Below are 17,767 nucleotides of genomic sequence, written 5' to 3' on the forward strand. Positions count from 1 at the left end.
CCCCGCTCACGCGGCGGGTGCGGCTGAGGGGCATATGATCGCTGCGGTGCGGAAAGTCAATCGCTACCGAGCATCATGGTCCGTTTATCGTCATGGCGTCCGGCGCGGCCCGGCAGGGTCGGCCCACTTGCCCCGGCATTCGCGAGGTGTATTGAGCCATATCGCTCCCGACTGAGGACACACATCGAACGGTCGCACGCTCCGGTTCCCGCCGGGGGAAAGGGCGGGCCGCACTCCTCCCTTGCACGGCAGCCCCTCAGCGACTATACGCCCCCGGTGGCCCGACTCGACTTGCGCGGCCACACTTCACAATCAAGAAAAGCCGTGGTTGGCCCGTATCGCTTCGAGGGCCACATCCGGCAATGGAGAAGCGACATGAAACTCAATGAACTGCGCGACAATCCCGGCGCAACCAAGACCAAGAAACGCATCGGCCGCGGCCCGGGTTCGGGCAAGGGCAAGATGGGTGGCCGTGGTATCAAGGGTCAGAAATCCCGTTCGGGCGTGGCGATCAACGGCTACGAAGGCGGCCAGATGCCGCTCTACCAGCGTCTGCCCAAGCGTGGCTTCACCAAGCCGAACCGCCTGAGCTTTGCCGTGGTGAACCTGGGCCTCATCCAGAAGTTCGTCGACGCAGGCAAGCTGGACGCCGCCAACATCAACGAAGACACGCTGGTGTCCTCGGGCCTCGTGCGCCGCAAGCTGGACGGCATCCGCGTCCTCGCCAAGGGCGACGTGACCACCGCCCTGACCATCGACGTGACCGGCGCCTCCAAGTCGGCTGTCGAAGCCGTCGAAAAGGCCGGTGGCGCGCTCAAGGTCGCGGCTGCGGAGTAACCTCCGCCCGCGCCCTGCGGCGCAAAACCGGGTTGTGAGCGGCGTCAGCGCCGCTTACATAGCCCCCAGTTTTCCCAAAGCGCCGCCAGACGGAAAACCCGTCTTGGCGGCGTTTGCCTGAAAAGAGAGATCCGCATGGTATCCGCAGCAGAGCAGATGGCCGCCAACACCAGCTGGGCCGCGCTGGGTAAGGCAACCGACCTGCGCAACCGCATCTTCTTTACCCTCGGCCTTCTGATCGTCTATCGCCTCGGCACCTTCATCCCGGTTCCCGGAATCGACGGCGCCGCGCTGCGTGACTTCGTGGAGCAGGCCTCGACCGGCGTTGCGGGCATCGTGTCGATGTTCACCGGCGGTGCGCTCGGCCGGATGGGTATCTTCGCGCTGGGGATCATGCCCTACATCTCCGCCTCCATCATGGTGCAGCTTCTGACGGCCATGGTGCCGGCGCTCGAGCAGCTCAAGAAAGAGGGCGAGCAGGGCCGCAAGAAGATCAACCAGTACACCCGCTACGCCACTGTCGCGCTGGCCACCATGCAGGCCTACGGCCTTGCCGTCAGCCTCGAAGGCGGCGACCTCGTGACCGATCCGGGCTGGTACTTCCGTGCCTCCTGCGTGATCACGCTTGTCGGCGGCACCATGTTCCTGATGTGGCTGGGTGAGCAGATCACCGCGCGCGGCGTCGGCAACGGCATCTCGCTGATCATCTTCGTCGGCATCGTCGCCGAACTGCCCGCAGCCCTGGCGCAGTTCTTCGCTTCCGGCCGGTCGGGCGCCATCAGCCCTGCGGTGATCGTCGGCGTGATCCTGGCCGTCGCGGCGCTGATCGCCTTCGTCGTCTTCATGGAGAGGGCGCTGAGGAAGATCACGATCCAGTACCCGCGCCGCCAGGTCGGCATGAAGATGACCGAGGCGCAATCCTCCCACCTGCCGGTGAAGGTCAACCCGGCTGGCGTTATCCCGGCGATCTTCGCCTCCTCGCTGCTGCTGTTGCCGGTGACGATCTCCACCTTCTCCGGCTCGGATTCGGCTGGCCCGGTGATGTCGACGATCCTTGCCTACTTCGGTCCCGGCCAGCCGCTCTACCTGCTGTTTTTCGGGGCGATGATCGTCTTCTTCGCGTACTTCTACACGTTCAACGTCTCCTTCAAGCCGGACGACGTGGCGGACAACCTCAAGAACCAGAACGGCTTTGTCCCCGGCATCCGTCCGGGCAAGAAGACGGCGGAGTACCTCGAATACGTGGTAAACCGCGTGCTTGTGGTGGGCTCCCTGTACCTGGCCGGTGTCGCGCTGATGCCGGAAATCCTGCGCACGCAGCTTGCCATTCCGTTCTATTTCGGTGGTACTTCCGTACTGATCGTGGTTTCCGTGACCATGGACACCATCCAGCAGGTGCAAAGCCACCTCCTGGCGCATCAATACGAAGGTCTTATCCAGAAATCCCAGTTGCGTGGTAAGGGTAAGGCGCGCAAGAAACGTGGAGGACCTGCGCGGCGATGAATATCATTCTTTTGGGGCCGCCGGGGGCGGGCAAGGGCACACAGGCTCGGTTTCTCGTGGAAGAACGCGGCATGGTGCAGCTCTCGACCGGCGACATGCTGCGCGAGGCGAAGGACAGCGGAACGGAAATGGGCAAGAAGGTCGCCGACGTGATGGCACGCGGCGAGCTTGTCACCGACGACATCGTGATCGGCCTGATCCGCGAGAAGCTGACCACCGAGAAGGCGTCGGGCTTCATCTTCGACGGCTTCCCGCGCACCCTGAAGCAGGCCGATGCGCTGGGTGAGCTGCTGGAGGAAGTGGGCCAGACGCTGGACAAGGTGATCGAACTCCGCGTCGAGGACGAGGCCCTGGTGAAGCGCATCACCGCGCGCTCCACCTGTGGCTCCTGCGGCGAGGTCTACAACGACATCACCAAGCCGATCCCCGAGGATGGCAAGTGCTCGAAGTGCGGCGGGACGGAGTTCAAGCGCCGCGCCGACGACAACGAGGAATCGCTGCGCACGCGCCTGATGGCGTACTACAAGCAGACGTCCCCGCTGATCGGCTACTACTACCACGCAGGCGTGCACAGCCGCGTGGATGGGCTGGGCGAGATCGACGAGATCAAGTCGGCTATTGGCGGGAAGCTCGACGGCTGAACGTTATCCCTGAAACGAGTTGACCGAGAGAGGCCGCGAGAGCGGCCTTTTTCCTGCGCCGTCCCACGGCCAGCAGTTCGACATGGGCCCGCAGGCTTGAATCCGAGATGGCAGAGGACTTCAGGCTCTCGATGAACGCCGCCGCACGCGTTTGCAACACGTCGTCGTAGCCCATGGCAAAGCGCGCAAAACTGCGGGTGTCGGTCTGCATCGTCCGGATCACGTTGAAATCGGTATGGCGCGGGTCGCGGCGCAGGGACTCCGTCACCTGCCCGACCGCCTCGGCCGGCCCTTCGAGGAGCTGGATGTAGTGGGTGCGCGTCCGGAAGAGGAACCCCGTCAGGCCAAGTTCCGCATTGCGTTTCCGCGCCACCCTGAGGATATCCCTGTCGGTCCCGCGGCCCATCGCATGAACCGCGCGACTGACGTAAACGACCTGTGTGATCATCCACTCCCCCGAGCACACCATTTTCGTTGACCGGACCACAATGTCATGATCCGGGTGCACGGACAACGGTTTATGTACTGGCTTATACGCCAGTTCAGGGCTATATCCCGATTTGCCCGAAACGAGGACTTGACAGGGGTTGACGTTGTGGCGTCCGCCCCTTAGGTAGCCCCATCCCGCATGGGAAGCCGCCCGAATCGAAGGCCTTCGTGCCGGGCAGATCACCTGAGAAATGACGGACAGCCCGTGCGCCGACCGCACGGGCTCATGTTGTGAAAAAAGGGCCCGGTGCTACGGGCTCGCAACGAAAGGAACAGAGACTTGGCACGTATTGCCGGCGTCAACATCCCGACCGCCAAGCGCGTCCCGATCGCGCTCACCTACATCACCGGTATCGGCCACACATCGGCCCGGGCCATCTGCGAAGCCGTGGGCATCGACGCGACCCGTCGCGTGAACGAGCTTTCGGACGCCGAAGTCCTCGCCATCCGTGAGCACATCGACGCCAACTACACCGTCGAGGGCGACCTGCGCCGCGACGTGCAGATGAACATCAAGCGCCTGATGGACCTTGGCTGCTACCGCGGCCTGCGCCATCGTCGCAACCTCCCCGTCCGCGGCCAGCGGACCCACACCAACGCACGCACGCGCAAGGGCCCCGCAAAGCCCATCGCAGGCAAGAAGAAGTAAGGGAGGCACCGACCAATGGCACGCGATACTCGCCGCACCAGCGGCAAGAAAAAGGTCTCCAAGAACATCGCCGCTGGCGTGGCGCATGTGAACTCGACCTTCAACAACACCAAGATCCTGATCTCCGACGTTCAGGGCAACGCCATCTCCTGGTCCTCCGCAGGCACCATGGGCTTCAAGGGTTCGCGCAAGTCGACCCCCTACGCTGCCCAGCTCGCCGCGGAAGACGCAGGCAAGAAGGCACAGGAACACGGTGTGAAGACGCTCGAAGTCGAAGTGCAGGGCCCCGGTTCGGGTCGTGAATCCGCGCTGCGTGCGCTGGCTGCCGTCGGCTTCAACATCACGTCCATCCGCGACGTGACCCCGATCGCGCACAACGGCTGCCGTCCGCCGAAGCGCCGTCGCGTCTGATCCGACCAGAATATTCGACGAGGCGGGGCACAATGCCCTGCCTCGTTCTGTCGTTTCGAAACCTCGGGCGTCGGCATCTATTGGACATGGGACGCCGGCAGGTATGGAGGGAACTGCATGATCCACAAGAATTGGGCAGAATTGATCAAGCCGACCCAGCTTGAGATCAAGCCGGGCGCTGATCCGTCCAAGCAGGCGACCTGCGTCGCCGAGCCGCTGGAGCGGGGCTTTGGTCTGACACTTGGCAACGCACTGCGTCGTGTGCTGCTGTCCTCGCTGCAAGGCGCGGCCATCACCTCCGTGCAGATCGACAACGTCCTGCACGAGTTCTCCTCGGTTGCAGGCGTGCGCGAGGACGTCACCGACATCATCCTGAACCTCAAGCAGGTCGCCCTGAAGATGGAAGTAGAAGGGCCGAAGCGCCTCTCCGTCTCCGCGAAGGGCCCCGGCGTGGTAAAGGCCGGCGACATCTCCGAATCCGCCGGCATCGAGATCCTCAACCGTGACCATGTCATCTGCCACGTCGACGAAGGCGCGGAAGTGTACATGGAATTCACCGTGAACACGGGCAAGGGCTACGTCAGCGCCGACAAGAACAAGCCGGAAGACGCACCCATCGGCCTGATCCCGATCGACGCCATCTATTCGCCGGTCAAGAAGGTCGCCTACGACGTTCAGCCGACCCGCGAAGGCCAGGTTCTGGACTACGACAAGCTGACGCTGAAGGTGGAAACCGACGGTTCCGTCACGCCGGAAGACGCGATTGCCTACGCGGCGCGCATCCTGCAGGACCAGCTGTCGATCTTCGTCAACTTCGAAGAGCCCGAGTCGGCCACCCGCCAGGACGACGACGACGGTCTGGAGTTCAACCCGCTGCTGCTGAAGAAGGTCGACGAGCTGGAGCTCTCGGTCCGTTCGGCAAACTGCCTGAAGAACGACAACATCGTCTACATCGGCGACCTGATCCAGAAAACCGAAGCCGAGATGCTCCGCACCCCGAACTTCGGCCGCAAGTCGCTGAACGAGATCAAGGAAGTGCTGTCCGGTATGGGTCTGCACCTCGGCATGGACGTCGAGGACTGGCCGCCGGACAACATCGAGGATCTGGCCAAGAAGCTGGAAGACTCGTTCTGAGAATAGCGGTGGGTCCGTCTTATGACCGGACCCACCCTTTGACGAGGCGGCAACGCCTCGTTCCGGGCCTCACGGCCCCAAGGAGAGCCGGTGACACGCATCGCCGGACTGACAAAGCAAAACCGCCCGTAGAGGGCACGTTAGGAGTAAGAAAATGCGTCACGCAAAAGGCTACCGCCGCCTGAACCGCACCCACGAGCACCGCAAGGCACTCTGGGCGAACATGGCCGGCTCGCTCATCGAGCATGAGCAGATCAAGACCACCCTGCCGAAGGCAAAAGAACTGAAGCGGATCATGGACAAGCTGATCACGCTCGGCAAGCGCGGCGACCTGCACGCCCGCCGTCAGGCCGCGTCCCAGCTCAAGGAAGACAAGGACGTCGCGAAGCTGTTCGACATCCTCGGCCCGCGCTACGCAGAGCGCAGCGGTGGTTACACCCGCGTCCTGAAGGCCGGCTTCCGTTACGGTGACATGGCCCCGATGGCCATCATCGAGCTGGTGGACCGCGATCCCGAGGCAAAAGGCGCCGCCGACAAGGCCCGCCTCGAGGCGCTCGAAGCAGAAGAATAACTACGGACGGCGCACGACGCCGATCCGTGGGTCACAGACCCGGGACAGTGAAAGCCCCCGCCGCGCAAGCGACGGGGGCTGTTTCTTTGTAGTAAGCGGCATGGCCGGATCAGTTCGCCATCTCGCGCTGCCGCATGGGCATGGCGTCAATCGTGGCAAAGAGGTCATCGACCGACAGCGGTGTTTCCTGACGCAGCTTTACGCCGCCGTCCTTGCCGACCAGCAGCACTTCGAACCCGTCGACCGCCAGGGCGGCCCGCAGACGCCCCTTCTCGTGCGGTGCGGTATCCGTCAGCACCACGATGTCCCGCTCTGCCAGACCAGCCTCTGCGGCCCGCAGCAGCGCGATCTGGTCTGCGTAATGCGCGTCGTCGCTGTCGGGGGCAAAGACCAGAACGGGCCGCGCAGACCATCGGTAGGCCTCCAGATCCTCACGGTCCGGCGACAGGCGCAGGAACAAGGCGTTGTCCGCCGCGGCGGCGCTGCCAGCAAGGCCAAGCGCCACCGCAAGTTTCTTCACAATGGCCGTCATGTCAGCTCTCCTTCCGAAGGTGTGCCTGCGACGTCCATCTGGCCCGGCATCACGCTGCGTCCAGCTCCCGCTTCACCAGCTTCTCGATCTCGCGGACGGGGTGGTTGGTCAGCGTCTTCGGCACCTCGGCAACGACCTTGTCGGCCACCTCCTTGTGCATCTCTTCACGCAGCACACCCAGAACCTGCGGCGAGGCGACAATCACAAGGTGCTTGAAAGAACCCTTGTGCGCCTCCTCATAGAGCTTCTCGGCGAGGTCGGCCGCGAAGCGCTCCTTCGCCAGTTCGTGCCAGTCGGTGTCGTCCATGGCCGAGCGCTGCTGCACGCCGGTGTCGTTCATCCGGCCGGGCCGGTTTGCAGACTGCTCGCGGTCCGAGGGGTTCTCCTGCTCGTCCTCGTCGAAGACATCCAGGTTCGGATTGTCGTGGTCGGTCAGGTTGCGCAGAAACAGCGCCTTTTCACTGTCCGTCACAACGACCCATGTTCCGTTTTTCAGCTTGCTCATGCTCAGGTGCTCCCCTTGTCCGTGCCGTGATGGCCGCCGAGGTTCCCGGAGCCTGCTTCGTCCGATTTCGTGACGCGGGTCGCGCCCGGATCGTCCTTCTCGGCACGCTTCATTTCGTCTCGGGTGCCCACCTTTCGTTCAAGGTTGCCCTGCGCGCGGCCCTGGTCGGACGGCGTGTCGACGTCATCGACATAGGCTTCCGTCTCGCGGCGCCCGTCCTTGGATTTCAAACGCTCCGGCATGGGGTCCTCCTTTTCTTTCCGTTCTCTGCAAGGTCAACGCCCGGGCAGGGAGCGGCGTTCCGCCGGGTTGAAACGTACCCCCGCGGCAGGCATATCAACCGGACACGAAAACCGGAGGTTCCCCGTGCGCGTCCTGCTGCTCTGCCTGACCGCCATTCTCGCCCAGCCCGCCCTCGCCCAGACCGAGGTGCCGCAAAGCCAGGCCCAGATTTCGCTCAGCTTCGCGCCTCTCGTGAAACAGGCAACCCCCGCGGTGGTTAACATCTACGCCAGCCGTGTCGTGCAGCGGAACCGCAGCCCCTTCGCCGACGACCCGATATTCGGCAACCTATTCCGCGACTTCCAGAGCCAGGCCCGCCCCCGGATCCAGAACTCCCTCGGCTCCGGCGTGATCCTGTCGGGGGACGGGATCGTGGTGTCGAATTACCATGTCGTCGGACAGGCCACCGACATCCGCGTGGTGCTGAACAACCGGCAGGAGTACGCGGCCAAAGTGCTCCTGGGCGACGAGGAATCGGACCTCGCCATCCTCCAGCTCGAAGGCGCCACCGACATGCCCCACCTGCCCCTCCGCGACAGCGACACGGTGGAGGTGGGCGAACTGGTGCTGGCCATCGGCAACCCTTTCGGCGTCGGGCAGACCGTCTCTTCGGGCATCGTCAGTGGGCTGGCACGCTCCGGCACCGCCACCGGCAACGCGCGCGGCTACTTCATCCAGACCGACGCACCGATCAACCCCGGCAACTCCGGCGGCGCGCTGATCGACATCGAGGGGCGCCTGATCGGCATCAACACCTCGATCCTCACCCGGTCGGGCGGGTCGAACGGCATCGGCTTCGCTATCCCCTCCGGCCTCGTGGCGCAATTCGTGAAACAAGCCGCCGCCGGCAACACCCGCTTCGAACGGCCCTGGGCCGGGATGACCGCACAGCCGGTGAACGCGGACCTGTCAGAGACGCTGGGCCTCGGCCTGCCCGGCGGCGTCGTCATCGCCGAACTGCATGCCGCCAGCCCATTTGCAGAGGCAGGTCTGCGCACCGGCGACGTCATCCTCGAGGTGGACGGCATGGCAGTCAACACCCCCGCCGAGGTGCTGTTCCGCATGTCGGTGCGCGGCATCGGGGCAAAGGCCGACGTGCTCTACATCCGTGACGGCGACCAGTCCCACGCCCGCGTCGCCATGATGACCCCGCCGGAGGACCCGCCGCGCGACACTGTCAGCCTCGGCGAAGACGCGACCCTGCCCGGCCTCTCCATCGCCCGCGTCAATCCTGCCGTACAGGCGGACCTGGGCCTGCCCCTCTCCACCAGCTACGGCGTGGCTGTCCTCGACCCCGGCCCCTACGGCGCGCGGGCCGGGCTGCAGCGCGGCGACCTCGTGCTGCGGGTCAACGGCGCGCCGGTGGCCTCACCCGCCGACGTCGAACGCCTGATGCGCCGCGCCGGGCGGCTGATCCAGATCGAGGCGCTGCGCGGCAACCGCCGCCTCGTCCTGCAGTTCCGGATCTGACCGTGGCCGACCTCTTCGACAACTCACCCTCCCCCGCCGACAACGCCCCCCGTCCCCTGGCCGACCGGCTGCGCCCGCAGACGCTGGCCGAGGTCATCGGGCAGGAGCAGGTGCTCGGCCCGGAATCTCCGCTGGGGGTCATGCTGGCCGCGGGCAACCTCGGCTCGATCATCTTCTGGGGGCCGCCCGGCGTCGGCAAGACCACCATCGCGCGGCTTCTGGCCGATGCAACCGACCTGCACTTCGTCCAGATCAGCGCGATCTTCACCGGCGTGCCGGAGCTGCGCAAGGTCTTCGACGCGGCCAAACTGCGCCGCCAGCAAGGCCGCGGCACGCTGCTTTTCGTCGACGAGATCCATCGCTTCAACAAGGCGCAGCAGGACGGCTTCCTGCCGCACATGGAGGACGGGACGATCCTCCTCGTCGGTGCCACGACCGAGAACCCCTCCTTCGAACTGAACCGCGCGCTGCTGAGCCGGTCGCAGGTGCTGGTGCTCGAACGCCTCTCTGCCGGGGACCTCGAAAAGCTGGCCACCCGCGCCGAAACCATGCTCGACCGCAAGCTGCCGCTCGACGAAGGTGCCCGTCACGCGCTGATCGACATGGCTGACGGCGACGGCCGCGCCCTCCTGAACCTGATCGAACAGGTGATGTCGTGGAAGATCACAGCACCACTCGGCACCGACGGGCTGAAGACCCGCCTGATGAAACGCGCCGCGCAATACGACAAGTCCGGCGACGGACACTACAACCTGATCTCGGCACTGCACAAGTCGGTGCGCGGCAGCGACCCGGACGCGGCCCTCTACTGGTTCGCACGGATGCTCGACGCGGGCGAAGACCCCCGCTTCCTCGCCCGCCGCATCACCCGCATGGCGGTCGAGGACATCGGCCTCGCCGATCCGCAGGCGCAGGCCGTCTGCCTCGACAGCTGGAACACCTACGAGCGCCTCGGCTCGCCAGAGGGCGAGCTGGCGCTGGCACAGGCGCTGATCTACCTCGCCCTGGCGCCCAAGTCGAACGCCGCCTACGTGGCCTACAAGGCCGCGCGCAGGGCGGCGAAAGACACCGGCTCCCTCATGCCGCCCAAGCACATCCTGAATGCGCCCACCCGGCTGATGAAGGAGCAGGGCTATGGCACCGGCTACGCCTACGACCACGACGCCGAGGACGGCTTCTCCGGGCAGGACTACTTCCCCGAGGACATGGGCCGCACCCGGTTCTACGACCCCGTGGACCGCGGCTTCGAACGCGACATGCGCAAACGCGTCGACTACTTCGCCCGCCTGCGCAAGCAGCGCGGCACCGACTGACGCCCCACCCCCTTCATCTTGGCGGCAAATACCTCGGGGGGCCCCGAAGGGGCGGGGGCAGCGCCCCCTCCGCACTCTCCGCCCGCACCACGCACAGGGCCCCGCAGGACCTCAGCGCACGCTCACCGGCAGCGTCGCCCAGCCCCGGAACCGGGCCAGCGGCACGCGCTTGCGGTCCCCGTTCGGCACAAGCCGGGGAAACCGTGCGACGAAGCGGCCGATGGCGATGCGCCCTTCGACCCGCGCCAGGGTCGCGCCAAGACAGACATGGATGCCGGTGATAAAGGCGATCTGGCGGTTAGGGCGCCGGGTGATGTCCAGCACGTCGGGATGGGCAAAGATCTCCGGATCGCGGTTCGCCCCGGCGATGGAGGTGTGGATGTAAGTGCCCTTCGGCAGAACGCCGCCCGAAAGGGCAATGTCCTCTCCCGCCAGCCGGTTACCGATCTGCAGCGGGCTTTCCACGCGCAGGAATTCCTCCACCGCGGTGCCGATCAGTCCAGGGTCGTCCAGCAGCATGCGGTGCTGGTACGGGAAATCCAGCAGCAGCCCGATGGCGTTGCCGACAAGGCTGGTCGTCGTCTCGTGCCCGGCGTTCAGCAGGAAGATGCAGTTCTGGATCAGCTCTTCGCGCGTCAGCCGCCGTCCGTCGTGTTCGCCGAAGATCAGGTTCTGCAGCACTTCGCCCTGGCGCGCAGCGTCCGGGTTGCGACGCCGGTGGTCGATCAGGTCGCCCAAGATCTCGCCGAACTCCGTGACCGCGCGGTTGCCCTCCTCCAGCTTCTCAGCTGAGACCACCGGGTCCAGCGCACCGAGGATGGCAAGGGAATAGCCCCTCAGGCGGGCGCGATGCTCCTCCGGGATGCCCAGCATGAAGGAGATGATCTCGGTCGGCAGGACCTTGGCGAAATCGTCGATCATGTCGAAGCGGCCCATCTCCTCCACCCGGTCCAGAAGGCGGTCAACGATGCCCTCGATCAGCGGCTCGAACTCGGCCAGCTTGCGCGGGGTAAAGGCGCCGGACACCAGCTTGCGCACCACCGTGTGATAGGGCGGATCGTTGAACACGAGGCTGGAGGTATGATGGGTGTGCAGCGGACAGGCGCCGAACTTCTCGTCGAAGGCGCGGGTCTTGTCCGACGACATCTCACGCGACTGGTAGATCTTCAGAACGTCGTCGTAGCGCGTCAGGTAGACGGACCCGTCGGGGTTGCGGTGCATCGGCGCCCGTTCCCTGAGCGCCGCCAGCATGGGATGGGGATTCTCGATGAAGTCCGGCCCAATGGCGTTCAGGTCAAAGCCGGCGGTGTCGAGCATCTCATGTCCTCCCCGCAGCAGAGTGCGGGAAGGGCAATTTGCCTGCAAGGGGGTGCGTGATGCGCCCCCGGTGGCTGTGCGTCAGCCCAGTTCGCCGGGCTTGTACCACTCGCCCATCTTCACTTCGGCCGCGTCGCCGACCATCTCGGCGAAAGCCTCGGGGTCCTGCGTGCCGCCGTCGCGGCCCCGGTAGTGATAGGGATAGACCACGGCGGGCATGAAGGCCTTGACCGCCTCGGCCGCCTGCTCGGCTGTTTGGGTGAACGGCAGGTTCATGCACATGAAGCACAGGTCGATGTCGGTCAGCGCCTCCATCTCGGGCGTCGGTTCGGTGTCGCCAGAGACGTAGATCCGGAAATCGCCCATGGTCAGGACGTAGCCGTTGTCGCGGCCCTCCGGGTGGAAGTTCATCCGGTCCTCGGTCACGTTGTGTGCCGGGATCGCGTCGATGGTCAGCTCGCCGAAGGTCTTCGAATCGCCGTTCGCCATGGCCTCGGCGCTCGGCTTGATGTCCTCGTTCAGCATGTCGAAGACCGCCGGGTTGGTGTAGATCGCAACCGGCTTGTCCACGGGCTTCACTGCCGAGAGCGTCTCGGCGTTGTAGTGGTCGCCGTGCTCGTGCGTGATGAGGATCAGGTCCGGGGCGGGCAGGCCCTCGTATTCCGAGGCCTCGCCGACCGGATCGACGTAGATCACGCCCACCGGCGTCTCAAGCACGATGGAGGCGTGGTGGACCGGGTGCACGGTCACGGCGCCCATGTCCGTCTCGAACATGTCGCCCATGTGGGCCTCGGCGCGGGCAGCGAAGGGCAGGACCATGATGGTCCCGGTCGCGGCGGCGGAATGCAGAAAAGTCCGGCGGTTGATGGTCATCGAAACGCTCCCTGTTCGTTTGGTGACGCAAGGGTAGCGCCCGGCCAGTTCCCGGCAACTTGAACTCTGCGTGAGAAATGTGTCTGCGATGCAAACGAAAATCGCCGCCCCTTGCGGGACGGCGATTTGGCGGGCCTGTTCTGGCGTGCGGGCGATCAGCCGCGCAGGCCACCTTGGGCGCGCAGGTATTCGGTCCAGCTCGGGACCGGCTTGTGGTTCGCCACGCTTTTCAGGCGCTCGACGACAAACCCTTTCGCGATGCTGCGGAAGATGGGGGTCATTTGGTGTCTCCAGTGTGCGACTTTATTGTCTTACTGGCAGATAGACCCGGCGGAGGCCCGTTACAAAGCCCGTTTGGACAATGCCGCAATGCAGAAAACGCATAAGTTTTGTGCAGAAAATTAATTTCAAAATCAGCCGTTTGGGCGATCTTTTCCGCCGATATCGTCACCCCTGCCCCAATAAAAACACCCGCCGGCGGAACCGGCGGGTGTTTCTGATACAAATCCGGAAGGACGGTTCAGCCGCGCTCTTCGATGATCTCCACGAGGTGCGGGATCTTGCGGATCATGCCGCGGATGGAGGGAGTGTCCTCCAGTTCGCGGGTCTTGTGCATCTTGTTCAGGCCCAGGCCGATGAGCGTCTTGCGCTGGATCTCCGGGCGGCGGATCGGGGAGCCGATCTGCTTGACGACGATGGTCTTTGCCATGGGTTACGCCTCCTCAGCGACCTGGCTCGATTCCTGCGGCGCTTCATCGCGCTTGGGCAGGATGTCGGCCACTTTCTTGCCACGACGCTGCGCAACGTTGCGCGGCGACTGCTCCTTCGAGAGGCCCTCGAGGGTGGCGCGGATCATGTTGTACGGGTTCTGCGAGCCGATCGACTTGGCGACAACGTCGTGCACGCCCAGCATTTCGAACACGGCACGCATCGGACCACCGGCGATGATCCCGGTACCCTGCGGTGCGGTGCGCATCACCACGCGGCCAGCACCGTGACGGCCTTCGACGTCGTGGTGCAGCGTGCGGCCTTCCTTCAGCGGCACGCGCATCATCTTGCGCTTTGCCTGCTCGGTGGCCTTGCGGATGGCCTCGGGGACCTCCTTGGCCTTGCCCTTGCCGAAGCCGACGCGGCCCTTCTGATCGCCCACGACCACGAGCGCGGCAAAGCCGAAGCGCTTGCCCCCCTTGACGGTCTTGGACACACGGTTGATCGCGACGAGGCGATCTGCGAATTCCGGTGTTTCGTCGCGGTCGCGACGGTTGCCCCGGCGGTTATCACGTTCTGCCATCTGGCATTCCTTCCTTGTGGTGCCCAAGAGCACCGGTTTGGCCAATCCAGGTGGTGCGCGGACGCGGACCCCGGATCATCGAGGCGGTGACCCGCCTGCAAAAGAGGGTGCCCCGAAGGCGCACCCTACCTTCTGTCCCTTGGCCGACACGTCTTGCGACGCACCTTCGGCGGGACGGTGAGCAGGGCGGAGAAACTCCGCCCCGCCACGCATCAGATCTTCAGACCACCTTCGCGGGCGGCGTCGGCCAGGGCCTTCACCTTGCCGTGGAACAGGAAGCCGCCACGGTCGAAGTAGGCTTCTTCCACACCGGCTGCCTTGGCACGCTCGGCAATCGCCGCGCCGACCTTTGCGGCCGCCTCGACGTTGTTCTTGCCGACCACGCCCAGCGTCGGCTCGAGCGAGGATGCGGAGGCAAGTGTCTTGCCGGCCACATCGTCGATGAGCTGAGCCGAGATGTTCTTGTTCGAGCGGTACACCGACAGGCGCAGGCGCCCGGCGTTGACCTTGCGAAGTTTGTTCCGGACGCGCAGACGGCGCTTCAGGAACAGTTGACGTTTCGTATTTGCCATCGTTCCCGTCCTTACTTCTTCTTGCCTTCTTTCATGAAGATGTATTCGCCCTTATAGCGGATACCCTTCCCCTTATACGGCTCCGGCCGGCGCCAGTCGCGGATGTTGGCCGCAACCTGGCCCACCTGCTGCGCGTCGTGACCTTCGATGATGATCTCGGTCGGCTTCGGGCAGGTGATGGTGATGCCATCAGGGATCGCGAACTCCACGTCGTGCGAGTAGCCGAGGTTCAGCCGCAGGGTGTTGCCCTGCAGTGCAGCCCGGTAACCCACACCCTGGATCTCCAGCTCTTTCTTGAAGGTGTTCTGCACGCCGTGCACCAGGTTGGCGACGACGGTGCGGGACATCCCCCACTGCTGGCGCGCGCGCTTGGACGACCCGCGGGGGGTCACCTTCACGGCGCTGTCCTCGACGACGATGGTCACGTCGTCGGTGGCAGTGAAGCTCTGGGTCCCTTTCGGGCCCTTCACTTCGATGGTCTGGCCGGAGACCTTGGCGTCGACGCCCGAAGGCAGCTCGACCGGTTTCTTACCAATACGAGACATGTGAAAGCCTCCTTAGAACACGGTGCAGAGCACTTCGCCGCCGACGTTGGCTGCGCGTGCATTTGCGTCCGACATCACACCCTTGGGGGTGGAGACAATCGACACGCCCAGGCCCTGACGGACCTGCGGAATGTCATTGACACCCATGTAGACGCGACGACCGGGCTTGGAGACCCGCTTCACTTCGCGAATGACGGGGGTGCCGTCGAAGTACTTCAGGCTGATCTCGAACGCGGGGTGGCCGCGCTCGTCCGTGCTCTTTTCGTAGCCGCGGATGTAGCCTTCGTCAGCCAGCACGTCCAGAACCCAGCCGCGCAGCTTGGACGCGGGGGTCGAGGTCGTCGACTTGCCGCGGGCCTGTGCGTTGCGGATACGGGTGAGCATATCGCCGATAGGATCGTTCATATCATACCCTCCCTTACCAGCTGGATTTCACGATGCCGGGCAGCTTGCCGTTCGAACCCAGTTCGCGCAGCATGATCCGGGAGATCTTGAGCTTGCGGTAGTAGGCATGCGGACGGCCAGTGAGCTGGCAGCGGTTGTGCAGACGGGAGGGCGCAGAGTTGCGCGGGAGCTTTGCAAGCTCCAGACGCGCCTTGAAACGCTCTTCCATCGGCTTCGATTCGTCGTTGGCGGCTTCCTTGAGCGCGGCCCGCTTGGCGGCATACTTCTCCACCAGGCGCTGGCGCTTCTTCTCGCGCTCGACCATGGATTTCTTGGCCATGTCTTTTCCCCTTACGCCTTGGTGAACGGCATGTTGAATGCGGTCAGCAGTGCCTTGGCCTGCGCGTCCGCGGTATGCTCGCCGAAGTCGATGGCGGTGGTGGTGATGATGATGTCCATCCCCCACACTTCGTCGACCTTGTCGAACTCGATCTCCGGGAACACGATGTGCTCCTTCAGGCCGGTGGCAAAGTTGCCGCGGCCGTCGAAGGACGCCTTCACGCCCCGGAAGTCGCGGATGCGGGGCATCGCGACGGTGATCAGGCGATCGAGGAATTCGTACATGCGCACGTCGCGGAGGGTGACCTTCGCGCCGATGATCATGCCTTCACGCAGACGGAACGGTGCGTGCGACTTCTTCGCCTTGGTGCCGACGGCCTGCTGGCCTGCGATCTTGGTGAGGTCCTCGACGGCCGACTTGGCCTTCTTGGAGTCACGGACGGCTTCGGCGCCACACCCGATGTTGATCACGATCTTGTCCAGACGCGGGATCTGCATGTCGTTGGTGTAGCCGAACTGCTCCTTGAGCGCCGCCTTGATCGAGTCCTTGTACTGGGCCTTCAGACGCGGGGTGTAGTTTGCAGTATCAAGCATCGATCACGTCCCCCGTGGTCTTGGCGTAACGGACCTTCTTGTCGCCTTCCATGCGGAAGCCAACGCGGGTCGGTTTGCCGTTTGCGTCGACGATGGCCAGGTTCGACAGGTCGATCGGCAGCGCCTTCGGGACGCGGCCACCCTGCGAGGTCTGGCTCTGGCGGGTGTGACGGATGGCCATGTTCAGACCTTCCACGACAGCCTTGCCGGCTTTCGGGTCAACGGACTGGATCTCTCCGGTCTTGCCCTTGTCCTTGCCGGTGAGGACGACGACCTTGTCGCCTTTCTTCAGCTTGGCAGCCATCTTACAGCACCTCCGGGGCGAGCGAGATGATCTTCATGAAGTTCTTGGCACGCAGCTCGCGCACGACCGGCCCGAAGATACGGGTACCCACCGGCTCACCTGCGTTGTTCAGGATCACGGCGGCGTTGCGGTCAAAGCGGATCGAGGTGCCGTCTTCACGGCGGACTTCCTTTGCGGTGCGCACGACGACGGCCTTGCGGACGTCACCCTTCTTCACGCGACCACGCGGAATGGCCTCCTTCACCGACACCACGATGATGTCGCCGACAGAGGCATAGCGGCGGTGGGAACCGCCCAGAACCTTGATGCACTGAACTTTCCGGGCTCCGGAGTTGTCAGCGACATCCAGATTGGTCTGCATCTGGATCATGGATTTTCTCCCGACGTCCCGGGCCGCTCTGCAGAGAACATTGACCCGGGGGTTTCGAATGGTATCGGGGCCGCGATAACGGCCCCGAGCGTGCCCTTAGTGGGCGGCTTCTGCTTCGTGCGCGGCGTCTTCGACCTTCTGAGCCTCGGTAGCAGCTTCGGCGCGCTGCTTGTTGTGCTCTTCCAGCATCGTTTCCGTCATGACTTCCCAACGCTTCGTCTTCGACTTCGGCGCGCACTCACGGATGAGGACGGTCTCGCCGACGTTGAACTGTTCGTTCTCGTCATGTGCGCGGTACTTCTTGGACTTCTTGATCGTCTTCTGAAGCACGGGGTGCTTGAAGCGACGCACGACCTGAACGGTCACGGTCTGCTTGTTGGCCGTGGAGGTGACGGTGCCTTGCAGGATACGCTTGGGCATTTCGTTATGCCTCCACAGATGCGGCCGCGGCGGCCTTTTCGTTCAGGATGGTCTTGATGCGGGCAACCTCGCGGCGCACCTGACGGATGCGGGCGGGGTTGGACACTTCACCGGTGGCCATCTGGAAGCGCAGGTTGAACGCTTCTTTCTTCAATTGGACAAGCTGGTCCCGGAGCTGGTCCGGTGTCTTGTCACGGAGTTCCTGGGCGCTCATTGCACCTCTCCTTTTCAATCAACATCACTGGTAGGCCCCTGCCTGCGTTGCCGCGCAGGGTCACCCTGATTCCAGTGGAGTCCGTGGATGAGCGGCCCCTATACGCGCGAAACCCCAACATGGCAAGGGCTTTGCGCACAGGTCTTGCGGGCCGGTGAGAAACCGCCTCGTCGTATCGCCTTGCTCCGGGTCGATACGACCCGCGCT

At 64.3% G+C, this 17,767-nt stretch carries 27 protein-coding genes; 9 read left to right on the forward strand and 18 right to left on the reverse strand.

The window, feature by feature from the left end; genetic code table 11:
* The first annotated feature begins 375 nt into the window (after positions 1-375).
* From rplO to CDO87_RS07840, 3 genes are all read left to right on the forward strand, one after another.
* Positions 376-837, forward strand: coding sequence for a 50S ribosomal protein L15 (rplO, locus tag CDO87_RS07830; RefSeq protein ID WP_005854878.1), 462 nt, complete (start codon positions 376-378; stop codon positions 835-837).
* A 135-nt stretch (positions 838-972) separates the two neighbouring features.
* Positions 973-2,340: a preprotein translocase subunit SecY gene (gene secY / locus CDO87_RS07835; protein WP_100928264.1), complete on the forward strand. Its 1,368-nt coding sequence runs from the start codon at positions 973-975 to the stop codon at positions 2,338-2,340.
* Complete coding sequence (locus CDO87_RS07840; RefSeq protein ID WP_100928265.1) at positions 2,337-2,981, forward strand: adenylate kinase; 645 nt, start codon at positions 2,337-2,339, stop codon at positions 2,979-2,981. Before secY ends, CDO87_RS07840 begins: the two co-directional genes overlap by 4 nt.
* Here the strand turns inward: CDO87_RS07840 and CDO87_RS07845 are convergent.
* Positions 2,956-3,429 (reverse strand): BLUF domain-containing protein, encoded by a 474-nt coding sequence (locus tag CDO87_RS07845; RefSeq protein ID WP_157814941.1) that lies wholly within the window; start codon positions 3,427-3,429, stop codon positions 2,956-2,958. The two genes, CDO87_RS07840 and CDO87_RS07845, sit on opposite strands and share 26 nt — an antisense overlap.
* 321 nt (positions 3,430-3,750) lie before the next feature.
* On the opposite strand from CDO87_RS07845, the gene rpsM reads away from it, so the two are divergent.
* From rpsM to rplQ, 4 genes are all read left to right on the forward strand, one after another.
* The gene (rpsM, locus tag CDO87_RS07850; RefSeq protein WP_005854870.1) at positions 3,751-4,119 is read left to right on the forward strand and encodes a 30S ribosomal protein S13; all 369 of its coding nucleotides are present in this window, start codon (positions 3,751-3,753) and stop codon (positions 4,117-4,119) included.
* A gap of 15 nt (positions 4,120-4,134) precedes the next feature.
* On the forward strand, positions 4,135-4,530 hold the full coding sequence (rpsK, locus tag CDO87_RS07855; RefSeq protein ID WP_100928267.1) for a 30S ribosomal protein S11: 396 nt from the start codon (positions 4,135-4,137) through the stop codon (positions 4,528-4,530).
* 117 nt (positions 4,531-4,647) lie between these two features.
* The gene (locus CDO87_RS07860; protein WP_100928268.1) at positions 4,648-5,664 is read left to right on the forward strand and encodes a DNA-directed RNA polymerase subunit alpha; all 1,017 of its coding nucleotides are present in this window, start codon (positions 4,648-4,650) and stop codon (positions 5,662-5,664) included.
* 154 nt (positions 5,665-5,818) lie between these two features.
* The gene (rplQ, locus tag CDO87_RS07865; protein WP_100928269.1) at positions 5,819-6,235 is read left to right on the forward strand and encodes a 50S ribosomal protein L17; all 417 of its coding nucleotides are present in this window, start codon (positions 5,819-5,821) and stop codon (positions 6,233-6,235) included.
* Positions 6,236-6,344: 109 nt separating this feature from the next.
* Here the strand turns inward: rplQ and CDO87_RS07870 are convergent, their stop codons facing one another.
* From CDO87_RS07870 to CDO87_RS07880, 3 genes are read right to left on the reverse strand one after another with little or no spacing between them, the layout of a single operon-like run.
* A complete protein-coding gene (locus CDO87_RS07870) occupies positions 6,345-6,767 on the reverse strand; it encodes a DUF4174 domain-containing protein (RefSeq protein WP_254698373.1) in 423 nt (140 codons plus the stop codon).
* 49 nt (positions 6,768-6,816) lie between these two features.
* Positions 6,817-7,272: a host attachment family protein gene (locus CDO87_RS07875; protein ID WP_100928270.1), complete on the reverse strand. Its 456-nt coding sequence runs from the start codon at positions 7,270-7,272 to the stop codon at positions 6,817-6,819.
* Positions 7,273-7,274: 2 nt separating this feature from the next.
* Positions 7,275-7,514 carry a hypothetical protein gene (locus CDO87_RS07880; RefSeq protein WP_100928271.1) on the reverse strand — a complete coding sequence of 80 codons (240 nt, stop codon included), beginning with the start codon at positions 7,512-7,514 and terminating at the stop codon, positions 7,275-7,277.
* Positions 7,515-7,638: 124 nt separating this feature from the next.
* Between CDO87_RS07880 and CDO87_RS07885 the strand changes: the two genes are divergently transcribed.
* Positions 7,639-9,024: a trypsin-like peptidase domain-containing protein gene (locus CDO87_RS07885; protein ID WP_100928272.1), complete on the forward strand. Its 1,386-nt coding sequence runs from the start codon at positions 7,639-7,641 to the stop codon at positions 9,022-9,024.
* A 2-nt stretch (positions 9,025-9,026) separates the two neighbouring features.
* Positions 9,027-10,337: a replication-associated recombination protein A gene (locus CDO87_RS07890; RefSeq protein WP_100928273.1), complete on the forward strand. Its 1,311-nt coding sequence runs from the start codon at positions 9,027-9,029 to the stop codon at positions 10,335-10,337.
* Positions 10,338-10,448: 111 nt separating this feature from the next.
* On the opposite strand, the gene CDO87_RS07895 is transcribed toward CDO87_RS07890, so the two are convergent.
* The 14 genes from CDO87_RS07895 to rpmC form a co-directional block, all read right to left on the reverse strand.
* Complete coding sequence (locus CDO87_RS07895) at positions 10,449-11,654, reverse strand: cytochrome P450 (protein WP_100928274.1); 1,206 nt, start codon at positions 11,652-11,654, stop codon at positions 10,449-10,451.
* An 81-nt stretch (positions 11,655-11,735) separates the two neighbouring features.
* The gene (locus tag CDO87_RS07900; RefSeq protein ID WP_100928275.1) at positions 11,736-12,527 is read right to left on the reverse strand and encodes an MBL fold metallo-hydrolase; all 792 of its coding nucleotides are present in this window, start codon (positions 12,525-12,527) and stop codon (positions 11,736-11,738) included.
* 155 nt (positions 12,528-12,682) lie between these two features.
* Positions 12,683-12,808 (reverse strand): hypothetical protein, encoded by a 126-nt coding sequence (locus tag CDO87_RS27435; protein WP_256388405.1) that lies wholly within the window; start codon positions 12,806-12,808, stop codon positions 12,683-12,685.
* Between the two features lie 239 nt (positions 12,809-13,047).
* A complete protein-coding gene (gene rpmD / locus CDO87_RS07905) occupies positions 13,048-13,236 on the reverse strand; it encodes a 50S ribosomal protein L30 (RefSeq protein ID WP_100928276.1) in 189 nt (62 codons plus the stop codon).
* Between the two features lie 3 nt (positions 13,237-13,239).
* Positions 13,240-13,818, reverse strand: a complete 579-nt coding sequence (rpsE, locus tag CDO87_RS07910) for a 30S ribosomal protein S5 (protein WP_100928277.1) — start codon at positions 13,816-13,818, stop codon at positions 13,240-13,242.
* A gap of 212 nt (positions 13,819-14,030) precedes the next feature.
* Positions 14,031-14,390, reverse strand: coding sequence for a 50S ribosomal protein L18 (gene rplR / locus CDO87_RS07915; RefSeq protein WP_100928278.1), 360 nt, complete (start codon positions 14,388-14,390; stop codon positions 14,031-14,033).
* Positions 14,391-14,401: 11 nt separating this feature from the next.
* Positions 14,402-14,935: a 50S ribosomal protein L6 gene (gene rplF / locus CDO87_RS07920; protein ID WP_100928279.1), complete on the reverse strand. Its 534-nt coding sequence runs from the start codon at positions 14,933-14,935 to the stop codon at positions 14,402-14,404.
* 12 nt (positions 14,936-14,947) lie between these two features.
* A complete protein-coding gene (rpsH, locus tag CDO87_RS07925; protein ID WP_100928280.1) occupies positions 14,948-15,340 on the reverse strand; it encodes a 30S ribosomal protein S8 in 393 nt (130 codons plus the stop codon).
* A 13-nt stretch (positions 15,341-15,353) separates the two neighbouring features.
* Positions 15,354-15,659, reverse strand: coding sequence for a 30S ribosomal protein S14 (rpsN, locus tag CDO87_RS07930; protein WP_005854839.1), 306 nt, complete (start codon positions 15,657-15,659; stop codon positions 15,354-15,356).
* 11 nt (positions 15,660-15,670) lie between these two features.
* Complete coding sequence (rplE, locus tag CDO87_RS07935; protein WP_100928281.1) at positions 15,671-16,252, reverse strand: 50S ribosomal protein L5; 582 nt, start codon at positions 16,250-16,252, stop codon at positions 15,671-15,673.
* Positions 16,245-16,556, reverse strand: a complete 312-nt coding sequence (rplX, locus tag CDO87_RS07940) for a 50S ribosomal protein L24 (protein WP_100928282.1) — start codon at positions 16,554-16,556, stop codon at positions 16,245-16,247. The genes rplE and rplX overlap by 8 nt, the downstream gene beginning before the upstream one ends.
* Position 16,557: 1 nt before the next feature.
* Positions 16,558-16,926, reverse strand: coding sequence for a 50S ribosomal protein L14 (rplN, locus tag CDO87_RS07945; protein WP_023851005.1), 369 nt, complete (start codon positions 16,924-16,926; stop codon positions 16,558-16,560).
* 96 nt (positions 16,927-17,022) lie between these two features.
* Complete coding sequence (gene rpsQ, locus CDO87_RS07950; protein ID WP_100928283.1) at positions 17,023-17,346, reverse strand: 30S ribosomal protein S17; 324 nt, start codon at positions 17,344-17,346, stop codon at positions 17,023-17,025.
* Positions 17,347-17,350: 4 nt separating this feature from the next.
* Positions 17,351-17,560 carry a 50S ribosomal protein L29 gene (rpmC, locus tag CDO87_RS07955; protein ID WP_005854825.1) on the reverse strand — a complete coding sequence of 70 codons (210 nt, stop codon included), beginning with the start codon at positions 17,558-17,560 and terminating at the stop codon, positions 17,351-17,353.
* Positions 17,561-17,767 lie beyond the last annotated feature (207 nt).

The organism is Sagittula sp. P11 (assembly GCF_002814095.1).
Classification (GTDB): Bacteria; Pseudomonadota; Alphaproteobacteria; order Rhodobacterales; family Rhodobacteraceae; genus Sagittula.